Source organism: Amycolatopsis thailandensis (assembly GCF_042723255.1).
GTDB classification, from domain to species: Bacteria; Actinomycetota; Actinomycetes; order Mycobacteriales; family Pseudonocardiaceae; genus Amycolatopsis; species Amycolatopsis thailandensis.
Genome location: NZ_JBHXJK010000068.1, coordinates 17,939 through 27,655 on the forward strand (window position 1 = coordinate 17,939; position 9,717 = coordinate 27,655).

The following is a 9,717-nucleotide window of genomic DNA, read 5'->3' on the forward strand; positions in this document are numbered from 1 at the left end:
CCGGATCTTCGGCCGCCATGCGAGCGCTCTGGGAGAACGCTGTGAATTCCCCGCGCTGGGGTACCGCGTCTCCGCCCATGGTGGGAGAAAGGCCTCCCCAGCGCGGTGGAAGACCGGTGGCGCACGGGAATCTAGCGTGAGCGAGGTGACGGAGACGAGCGATGGATTCGACGACTACCCGACCGATCTCAGCCGCCGCCGTCTGCTCTTCGGCGTCGGCGCCGCGGTCGCGGGCGCGACGGCGCTCGGCGGTACCGTGCTGGGGCCCGCGCTGGTCGGCGAACGCGAGGCACGCGCCGACCCGGGCGTGCCCGGGGTGCCGGAACTGCTGCTGCCCAAGTTCGCCGACGCGCTGCCCATCCCCCCGGTGCTGCGCCCTCGCGGTGATCTCACCGTGCGGATGCGGGTCGCGAACGTCAAACTGCACGCGCACCTGCCACCGACTCCATTGTGGACATACGACGGCCATTTCCCCGGGCCGACGATCGAAGTCCAGCGCGGGCGACGGTTACGGGTGGCGTGGACCAACGAGTTGTCCGGGCCACTGCCCATCGTGGCGGTCGAGATCCCCGACACCGTGCCCGGCCGCCCGCCGGGCGTGCCGCCGACGAACTATCCGGGCCGCGACGGCGCCACCCCGCTGGCGGCGGTCGCGGGCCTCACCCCGTGGACCGCGGTCCACGTGCACGGCGCGCACAGCGGCGGCGGACAGGACGGCTGGGCGGAGAACGGTCTGTCGCCGGGTGAATCGCAGCTGTCCGAATACTCGAACGACCAGCCCGCCACCGCGCTCTGGTATCACGACCACGCGATGCACATCTCGCGGTTCACGCTCATGAGCGGCCTGCTCGGGATGTACCTCATCCGGGACGACGAGGAATCCGCGCTGCGCCTGCCGCGCGGGAAGTACGAGGTGCCACTCGTGCTGTGCGACCGCAACCTCGATCTCGACGCGGCCGGGAAGCCCACCGGCGCGCTGCTGCACAAGATCTCCATCGCACGCACCGAGCCCGCGCGGATCGTCGTGCCGTTCGCCGGACCGTACACACTGGTGAACGGGGTGATCTGGCCCTATTTCGAGGTCGAACCCCGCTGGTACCGGTTCCGTGTGCTGAACGCGTCCAACGCGCGGGTGTTCCGGCTGGTTTTGGTGGACGAGAACAACGTCGTCGTGCCCGGTGCGCTGAAGGTGATCGGCAGCGACGGCGGCCTGCTCGGCGCACCGTCCACTGTGGATGAACCGTTGATCCTCTCCTCCTCCGAGCGCGCCGACATCCTGATCGATTTCGGCGCCCTCGCCGGCCGCCGCCTGCGGTTGGTGAACACCAGGCCGGGCACCGCCCCCGGCCTGCCGGATCCCGGCAACGGCATCGCCGAGCCGGACGTGCTGCAGTTCCGCGTCGGCCGCCGTGGCCACGACGACTTCCGGCTCCCCGCGAAGCTCGCGCCGTCGTTCACCAGGCTCACCCCCGCCGATCTGCCGCCGGACGTCACCCGGCGGCTGGTGGTGCTGACGCCGCCGGGCAGCCCCGGCGACCCCGAAATGTGGGAGATGACCGAGGTCGACCCGGCCGAGGTCACCATCCCCGGCGATGGCATCGTCCAGCTTCGAGGCGCGGACGGGAAGCTTCGGACCTACCGGCGGATGAGTGCCGGCTACCAGGACGCGACGATGTACACGGTGCCCCGCGACGCCTGGGAAGAGTGGTCCTTCCTGAACCTCGGCGGACCGCCGCATCCGATGCACATCCACTTGGTCCGCTTCCAGGCCTTCCGCCGGGAACTGTTCGACGCGCGCGGATTCGACGTGCGGATCCGCGGGACGAAGACCCCGCTGACTTTCCTGTCCCAGCCCGAGCTCGAGGCGCACGAGACCGGCTGGAAGGACGTGATCCGGGTGGCCTCCGGCCAGGACGGCAAGGCCGAGCTGGTCACCGTCGCGGGCCGGTTCGGCCACGCCACCGGGCGCTACGTCTACCACTGCCATCTGCTGGAGCACGAGCACGCGATGATGCGGCCGTTCGTGGTCACCCCGCCGGAAGTGCTGGCGCTGGTGTCCGGCCTGGACGAAGGGCATCACCACGGATGAAGTCCCGCCGCCGCCTGATCCGGGCACTGGCCGTGCTCGCCTGTGTCGCCGCGCCGCTGCTGGTGTGGGCGGTGGCCGAGCTGGCCGGCGTCGAAGTGCTGACCGTGCGGGGCAGCGGCGAGGCGGTGCCACTCGAAGCACTGGACGTGATCACGGTGAGCATGGTCTCCGGCGTACTCGGCTGGACGACGCTGGCGGCGCTGGAACGGTTCCTGCCACGCGGCGCGCTCGCACTGTGGCTGGCGGGCGCCGCCGTCGCACTCGGCGTCGTGCTGGTCCGCACGCTACTGCGCGCGGAACTGTCCGCCACCCAGACCACCGTGCTCACCATCCGCGCCGTGGTGCTGGCCCTCGCCCTGGTACCGCCCTTGGCCTGGACATCCGTACGGCGGCACGAGGAGGAGCGATGATCTTGGCGCGAACACTGGGCGTCGCGGGCGCGACGGCGGCCGCGGCCTTGGTGTGGGTGCTCGGCCTGTTGCTCGACGCCGACGTCGAGACGGTCCGCAAATCGGGTGAGACGGTGGACCTGCCGCTGCTGTATGTCGTGGTGGTCGCGCTGCTGAGCGGGATCGGCGGTTGGGCGGCGCTGGCGCTGCTGGAGCGGTTCGCGGGGGCGCGGGCGCTGCCGCTCTGGTACTCGCTGGCGACCGCGGTACTGCTCGTCGCCCTGGTGCACACCGCGCTCGAAACGCAGCTCAGCGGCGGACAGCGGCTCTGGCTCGGCGGGCTCTGCGTGGCCGTCGCCGTGGTGCTCGTGACGACGCTGCCCCGGCGGGCCTGACCGGAGCTTCCCACCGTTCTCACAGAACTTTCGCAGAGCTCTCACACCCGAACTCCGGCACACTGGGTGTGGTGGGGAGGGACGCGGCGGATGGACGGGAACGGCCGGATACTCGTGGTCGAGGACGAGCCATACCTCGCCGACCTGGTGATCACGGCGCTGCGGTACGAGGGCTACACGGTCGCCGTGGCGGGCACCGGCCAGGAGGCGATGACGGGGGTCGAGCGGTTCCGGCCCGATCTGCTGGTGCTCGACGTGCTGCTGCCCGATGATTCCGGCCTCGAGATCTGCCAGCGGCTGCGTCGGTCGGGGTTCGACGCGCCGGTGGTGTTCCTGACCGCGCGGGACGCCACCGAGGACAAGATCGCCGGGCTCCGGGCGGGCGGGGACGACTACATCACCAAGCCGTTCCGGCTGGAAGAACTGGTACTGCGGATCAGGGCGGTGCTGCGGCGCACCCACAGCGGCGCGCGGTCGCCAGCCGTGCTGGGATTCGCCGACCTTTCGCTCAACGAAGACCTGCACGAGGTCCGGCGCGGCGGGAAGCTCGTCGACCTCACGCCGACCGAGTTCAAGCTGCTGCGGTACCTGCTGGTGAACGCGGAACAGGTGCTGACGAAGCGGCAGATACTGGGCCACGTCTGGGAATACGACTTCAACGGCAACGACGGGGTCGTCCAGACCTACATCAGCTACCTGCGGCGCAAGATCGACGGCAACGGCGAGCCGCTCATCCACACCGTGCCGCGGGTCGGCTACATCCTGCGGACGCCGAGGCAGGACGGATGACGCTGCGCAGGCGGCTGGTCCGCACCGTGCTGGTGCTGTTGCTGGGCGGGATCCTGTGCGGGGCGGTCGTCGGTTTCGGCGCGGTGCGGCAATACCTCGTCGAGCTCACCGACGACCAGCTGACGGCGAGCGCCCGCGCGCTGCCCGAGGTGTCGGACGGACTCACGACCGGTGCGGGGTTCTGGCAGGCGCTCGCCCGCAACGGTGGCGCGCCGTCGCTGGTCCAGGTCGTCGACCCGCGCACCGGCGCCGCCCGGGTGTACCTGCTCGAAGGCGAGGCACCCCGATCCGATCTGCGGCCCGAGGAGCCGTCCGCGGACAGTCCCGACGGTGCGCGGTTCCAGCGCGTCGACGGCGGCGACGGCCAGGACTGGCGGCTGCGCGCGTCGTGGCTGCCGGGCGGCGAGGTGCTGATCGTCGGCACGAGACTCGCCGAGCACGACGCCATGCTGCGCAAGGTCGCCCTCCTCGAAGTCGTGGTGACCCTGCTGGTGGCGGGCGCCGTCGGCCTGTTCGTGCCCAGGGTGATCCGGCGCGACCTGCGCCCGCTCGACGAGATCGCGGACACCGCGCGCGCGATCGGCGACGGAGACCTGACCCGCCGGGTGGCCGAGACGTCGCCGGACACCGAGACCGGACAGCTCGGGCTCGCCCTCAACGACATGCTGACCAGGCTGGAGGCCGCGTTCCGCGACCGGGAGCTCTCCGAAGAACGGCTGCGGCAGTTCATCGCGGACGCCTCGCACGAGCTGCGCACCCCCGTCGCCACGATCATGGGCTACGCCGAGCTGTTCCGGCGCGGGGCCGCGAGCAGGCCGGACGACCTGGCGAAGGCGATGAGCCGCATCGAGGCCGAGGCGGCCAGGATGGGCGAGCTCGTCGACGAACTGCTGCTGCTCGCGCGGCTCGACCAAGGCCGCCCGCTCGAACGGGAACCGGTCAACCTCGCGCGGGTCGTCACCGACGCGATCGCCGACGCGCACGCGGTCGAACCGGATCGCCCGATCGAGTTCGACCGGGCCGGGCGGGCGGTCGTCACCGGCGACGCGGACCGGCTGCGGCAGGTCGTGGCCAATCTGCTCGGCAACGTCCGCCAGCACACCCCGCCGGGCACTCCGGCACGCGTCGAACTCGGCACCGAGGACGATCACGTGTTCGTCGCGGTGTCCGACGAGGGTCCCGGGCTCACCGAAGACCAGCGCGCACGGGTGTTCGAGCGGTTCTACCGTGCCGGGACGCACCGGGCGGACACCGGTGGCGGCGCCGGACTGGGGCTGTCCATAGTCGCCGCCGTGATCACGGCGCACGACGGGACCGTGGCGGTGGAATCCCGGCCTGGTGCGGGCGCCACCTTCCGGGTCAGGATTCCCCTCAGCCGCTGACTTCGGCTACCCGTCGATCGCCTTGGCGATGGGGGTTTCGCCACCGACCACCACGTAGATCCGGCCGGCGGTGCCGGGCCGGTCGAGGAGCGCCGCGAGCACGGCGGCGACGTCTTCCCTGGCGACTCGGTCGAACCGGGCGCCCTTCGGCCCGACCCTGTCCCCGGCGGTGAGTTCGACGGTGCCGTCGCCATCGTCGTCGGTGAGCACGCCGGGCCGCAGTACCGTCCAGTCGAGCTCGTCCCTGGCGAAAATGTGTTCCTCGGCGGCCCGCTTGGCCCGCAGGTAGGTGGCGTACCCGTCACCGATGCCGCTGTCGTCGGCGCTGCCCACGTTGATGGAGCTGACGTGCAGGAACCGTCGCACACCGGCCTGTTCCGCCGCGTCCATGACCAGCACGACGGCGGCCCGGTCCATCCTGTCCCGGCGTTCGGGGGTGGCGTTGCTGCCCGAGCCCGCCGAGAAGACGGCCGCGTCCGCGCCGGCGAGGACCGCGGCCACCTCGTCCACGGTGGCCTGTTCGAGATCGAGGACCGCGCCTTCCCCGCCCGCTCGTTCGATGTCGTCGACGTGGCCGGGGTCGCGCACGATGCCCACGACGGAATCGCCACGTCCGGCGAGGATCCGGGTCAACCGCAGGGCGACCTGTCCGTGGCCACCGGCGATGACGATCTTCATGCGATTCCCCTCCGCGAACGCAAGGCCTCGGCGGCTTGCCAGGCCTCGTCGATCGGCACGATCCACTCGTCTCGGAGGTCGATCTCCTTGTCGTCCACCCGGACGCGCAAGGCGGGCCCGGCGCTGGGCGTGATGGCGTACGCCAGACCGATTTCGACCTCGCCGTCACCGGGCAGATCGATGACCTCGACCCCGGCGATGCCCGAGAACGAGACCACGGCGTCGTGATCGTCGTCGAGGTTTCGGCGGACTTTGCGCCGGATCCGCACAGCGACCTCGTCCTCGCGGATCAGGAACCAGCCGTCGGCCTCGTCCCGGAGCGCGAAGGACAACTCTGCCGTGGCGCCGGCGAGGGCGCCGTTGGGCCTGGCCAGCACCGAGGCCGACGCGTTCCGCACGGCGAGCCACGGCACGAGCGAGAGGACGACCAGCACGGCGATGGCGATGAGCAGCCGGTTCTCCGCCTCGCGCCAGCCCAGCACCACGACAGCGCCATAAACCCCCGCGACGACCCCGCTGATCGCCGCGACCCGGTTCCAGCGGACGGGCGAGTCCCGCCGTGCGTATCCGATCAGGAACAGGATCAGCGCGAACGCGAGAAGCCCCAGCACCGGCAGGATCGAACCCCGGTTTCGTGGCCCCGCAATGGAAACGACGCACACCGCCACCAACGCGATCGGGCCGAGCGACATCGCGATCAGGTACTTGCGCCGGGCACGAGCGAACGCCGCCTCGCTGTCCGGCGCGAATGGTGTGGTGGTCATACGTTTCTCCCCCGATGACTTCTTGACGCCACGCTCGTCAAAGCACCGTACCGGTATCACCGACATGCGAAACGCCGTGATCACCGCATCGGCTCTGGACGTGACCGAGGAGCACGCGCAGCAGTGAGGCGAACTGGTCCCGCTGCTCTTCGCTCAGCCCGGAAACCAGTTCGAGCTCTCGTTCGAGCACCCGATCGACGGTCTGCTCCACCAGCGCGTGCCCGGCCGGGGTCAGCGTCACGTACACGCTGCGGCCGGGCGGTTCGGTGTGCCGTTCGACCAGCCCATCGCGTTCGGCGCGGGCCACCCGCTGCGAGATCGCTCCGGCCGTGACCAGGGTCAGCCTCGCCAGTTCCCTGGTCGTCAGCGAGTACGGCGGTGAGCTGCGCCGGAGCACGCTGAGCAGGTCGAGGGTGGCCGGATCGATGTCCGAGTCGAGAAGGACACGGCGACGGTCCTCACCGAACAGTTTGGCCAGCTGCCACACCCGGGTCACGATGCCGATGGACGCGGTCGACGTGCCGGGCCGTTCACGCTGCCACGCCGCCTCGATCTCGTCCGCGGCGTCCTTTTCGGACGCTTCACTCATCTCAGCCCTCCACCGCGGTTGTCAGGAGCACGACACCGAGCCTATCATTTAGGCCTAAACATGAGCAGGAACCGGCGCATACCAAGGAGGATGAATGACTCGGACGATCCTGGTCACCGGCGGGGGTACGGGCATCGGCAAGGCCGTCGCGGCAAAGTTCGCGGTGTCCGGCGACGTCGTGTACATCACCGGACGACGCAAGGACGTGCTGGTCTCGACGGCGGCCGGGCTGGGCTCGTCGGTCCGGCCGCTCGTCTGCGACAGCACCGATCCCGAGCAGGTGACCACCGCGCTGGCCGAGCTGGACGGGCCGATCGACGTGCTGGTCAACAACGCCGGTGGCAACACCGACTTCGACCTCCCCGAGCCGGACGGGCTCGCCGGGGTCCTCGCGCGCTGGCGGGCCAATCTGGACGCCAACCTGATCAGCGCGGTGCTGACCACCACCGCGGCGGAGGACGACCTGGCACCGGGCGGATCCGTGATCCACATCGGCTCCATCGCCGCCGACCAGGGCGCCGGATCGTACGGCGCGGCCAAGGCCGGGCTCGCGTCGTGGAACGTCGACCTGGCCAAGCGGCTCGGCGCCCGCAAGATCACGGCGAACGTGGTGTCACCGGGCTACATCCGCGAGACCGAATTCTTCCGGGACAAGCTCCCCGCCGAGCGAGCCGAGCAACTGGTCGACGCGACCAGCACCGGCCGCGCCGGAATTCCCGCCGACATCGCCGAAACGGTGTACTTCCTCGCTTCCGCCGGTGCCCGGCACATCACGGGGCAGACTTTCGGCGTCAACGGCGGCGCCCACCCGACCAGGTAGCGGGATCGCTTACAGATCCGCCTTCAGGGGCGCGTTGGCGTCCTCGACCGCCGTCGGAAGGACGCCGGGGTCCGCAGCGGCTCGCCGGACTACACGTGGCCGTCGATCTCGGCGGCTTGATGAGCAGGACTGAAATCGGCCACCGGTCGCCTTCCCCAGCAGATTTGCGAACCATTACCTCCCATTTAATCACCTTGGTCACTTGAGGTGATCTTCGCTCCGAAGTCCCTGGCGCACGGGCATTCCAGGCCTACCCTCGGGTGATCGTGCCACTTTCGAAACCGGGGGGTTGTCGATGCACGGGACCCAGATCCGCTTTCAAGGCATCGTCTGGACATTCGGGGAACGCGAATTCGCGGCGCTCCTGATGGACGGGCACTCGGCACACGGACCCGGCGCCTTGCCGCACGCGGCGCGATCCCGCGGCTTGCCGCTGACCACGGACATCCGGCGTGTTCCGCTGGCGCCCGTTCCCGGCTGGCTGATCGAGGCGACCTCGGAGGAGTCCGCTCACGGGAGGCAGACGCGACTCACCGTCCACTGGCCACGCGTCCGCCCCCTGCTCAGCCACGCCGACGTCGACCTTCCTCAACGGTGGCAACAACTCGCGGTCACCCAACGAGCCTGCCTGCTGCTGATCGGCCGCGATCTCGTCGTCGACGAGCGCGAGCTACCCCAACGGGTGACGCGACTCGCGGAATCCGGATCATTGGCCGCCGGGGTGGTCACGTTCCGTTCCGGAAGCAGCTTTCGGCCACGAACGCACGACCGGATCGTTGGACATCGCCGAGCCGCCCGGGAGCGCCGACCTGTCGGACAGTAACCATTATCGGCGTTTCATCGTTATTTCATCGCGCCTCCTTACTGTTCGACACGGAAGATCGACAGTGGGGAGAGACCGATGAAGAGACTCAAAGCGCGCCTGCTCGCGACCGCCGTCCTGTCCATCGTCACCCTGACCGGCGCGATCGCCGGTTCGGGAGCGGCGCTGGCGGCCGCCGCCCGGCCGGACGGCGCGTGCGGGCCGGTCATGTTCGTCGTGCCGGGATACCGGGACGGCGGGGCCCAGAAACTCCTGGACCCGGGGCTCGCGCCGGGCGGCGCCAACCCGGTGCGCATTCCGTACCCGAACGCCGAAGCGGACATCAACCTGTACACCGACGTCGACGCCGGCGTCGCCAACCTCAGGACCGCGCTCTACAACCTGTATGTCACCTACGGCTGCGACCTCGACACCAAGGTCTACATCGTCGGGTTCAGCCTCGGGGCGCTCGTCGCGGGCACGGTGCTGGAGACCGAGCCGCCCGGACGGAACATCCAGGGCGTGCTGTTCGCCGACGGGCGGCGGCAGCCGGGCGAGTCGAACTGGCCGGGTGACCCCGGCGGGCTGATCGGGCACCTGCCCGTACCCGGTCCGGGCGGCGCGGGCTTCCGGCCGCTGGACTCGTTCCGATATCCGACGTTGAGTCTGTGCAACGGCCCCAATTCGGGTGGCGGCGCGGATCTGATCTGTTTCGGCGGCACCAATCTGGACAGCTACTTCACCTCGCACCCTTATTACAGTTTCGAGGTGGGCAACGAACTGAACATTCACGGCGAAGGCCCGTACCCGAACAACCTGCGCAACCGCGTCATTCCGTGATCCGCCGCGGCGCGATCCACTGACGCCGGCGTGTCGCCCGGGCAGTCTCCTTCTCTGCCGCCCTGATCCAGGTCGGCGGCGAGGGACCTGCCATCCAGGGTGAGAGGTGTGGGGGTATAATGTTGTTTTAACAACCAATTTTAAAAAAAACCCCCCCCCCAAAGAAAAAATATTGAAAAA

Annotated in this window: 11 protein-coding genes; 8 read left to right on the forward strand and 3 right to left on the reverse strand. The window is 69.7% G+C overall.

Translation table 11 applies throughout. From position 1 onward, the window contains the following. Positions 1 to 145 precede the first annotated feature (145 nt). From ACFWMR_RS25560 to ACFWMR_RS25580, 5 genes are all read left to right on the forward strand, one after another. The gene (locus tag ACFWMR_RS25560) at positions 146 to 2,089 is read left to right on the forward strand and encodes a multicopper oxidase family protein (RefSeq protein ID WP_378380168.1); all 1,944 of its coding nucleotides are present in this window, start codon (positions 146 to 148) and stop codon (positions 2,087 to 2,089) included. Beyond that, a complete protein-coding gene (locus ACFWMR_RS25565; RefSeq protein ID WP_378380169.1) occupies positions 2,086 to 2,499 on the forward strand; it encodes a DUF6069 family protein in 414 nt (137 codons plus the stop codon). Before ACFWMR_RS25560 ends, ACFWMR_RS25565 begins: the two co-directional genes overlap by 4 nt. Next, complete coding sequence (locus tag ACFWMR_RS25570) at positions 2,496 to 2,873, forward strand: DUF6069 family protein (protein ID WP_378380170.1); 378 nt, start codon at positions 2,496 to 2,498, stop codon at positions 2,871 to 2,873. Before ACFWMR_RS25565 ends, ACFWMR_RS25570 begins: the two co-directional genes overlap by 4 nt. 90 nt (positions 2,874 to 2,963) lie before the next feature. After that, positions 2,964 to 3,662, forward strand: coding sequence for a response regulator transcription factor (locus ACFWMR_RS25575; RefSeq protein WP_378380171.1), 699 nt, complete (start codon positions 2,964 to 2,966; stop codon positions 3,660 to 3,662). Beyond that, positions 3,659 to 5,044: a sensor histidine kinase gene (locus ACFWMR_RS25580; RefSeq protein WP_378380172.1), complete on the forward strand. Its 1,386-nt coding sequence runs from the start codon at positions 3,659 to 3,661 to the stop codon at positions 5,042 to 5,044. Before ACFWMR_RS25575 ends, ACFWMR_RS25580 begins: the two co-directional genes overlap by 4 nt. A gap of 6 nt (positions 5,045 to 5,050) precedes the next feature. Here the strand turns inward: ACFWMR_RS25580 and ACFWMR_RS25585 are convergent, their stop codons facing one another. From ACFWMR_RS25585 to ACFWMR_RS25595, 3 genes are read right to left on the reverse strand one after another with little or no spacing between them, the layout of a single operon-like run. Continuing rightward, positions 5,051 to 5,722 (reverse strand): NAD(P)H-binding protein, encoded by a 672-nt coding sequence (locus ACFWMR_RS25585; protein WP_378380173.1) that lies wholly within the window; start codon positions 5,720 to 5,722, stop codon positions 5,051 to 5,053. Then, positions 5,719 to 6,486 carry a hypothetical protein gene (locus ACFWMR_RS25590; protein ID WP_378380174.1) on the reverse strand — a complete coding sequence of 256 codons (768 nt, stop codon included), beginning with the start codon at positions 6,484 to 6,486 and terminating at the stop codon, positions 5,719 to 5,721. Before ACFWMR_RS25590 ends, ACFWMR_RS25585 begins: the two co-directional genes overlap by 4 nt. A gap of 37 nt (positions 6,487 to 6,523) precedes the next feature. Then, positions 6,524 to 7,075 (reverse strand): MarR family winged helix-turn-helix transcriptional regulator, encoded by a 552-nt coding sequence (locus ACFWMR_RS25595; protein WP_378380175.1) that lies wholly within the window; start codon positions 7,073 to 7,075, stop codon positions 6,524 to 6,526. Between the two features lie 94 nt (positions 7,076 to 7,169). Here ACFWMR_RS25595 and ACFWMR_RS25600 point away from each other — a divergent pair, with 94 nt between their 5' ends. From ACFWMR_RS25600 to ACFWMR_RS25610, 3 genes are all read left to right on the forward strand, one after another. Continuing rightward, the gene (locus tag ACFWMR_RS25600) at positions 7,170 to 7,895 is read left to right on the forward strand and encodes an SDR family NAD(P)-dependent oxidoreductase (RefSeq protein WP_378380176.1); all 726 of its coding nucleotides are present in this window, start codon (positions 7,170 to 7,172) and stop codon (positions 7,893 to 7,895) included. Between the two features lie 295 nt (positions 7,896 to 8,190). Continuing rightward, the gene (locus tag ACFWMR_RS25605) at positions 8,191 to 8,718 is read left to right on the forward strand and encodes a hypothetical protein (protein WP_378380177.1); all 528 of its coding nucleotides are present in this window, start codon (positions 8,191 to 8,193) and stop codon (positions 8,716 to 8,718) included. A gap of 78 nt (positions 8,719 to 8,796) precedes the next feature. Next, on the forward strand, positions 8,797 to 9,537 hold the full coding sequence (locus ACFWMR_RS25610; protein ID WP_378274036.1) for a hypothetical protein: 741 nt from the start codon (positions 8,797 to 8,799) through the stop codon (positions 9,535 to 9,537). The last annotated feature ends 180 nt before the right edge of the window (positions 9,538 to 9,717 follow it).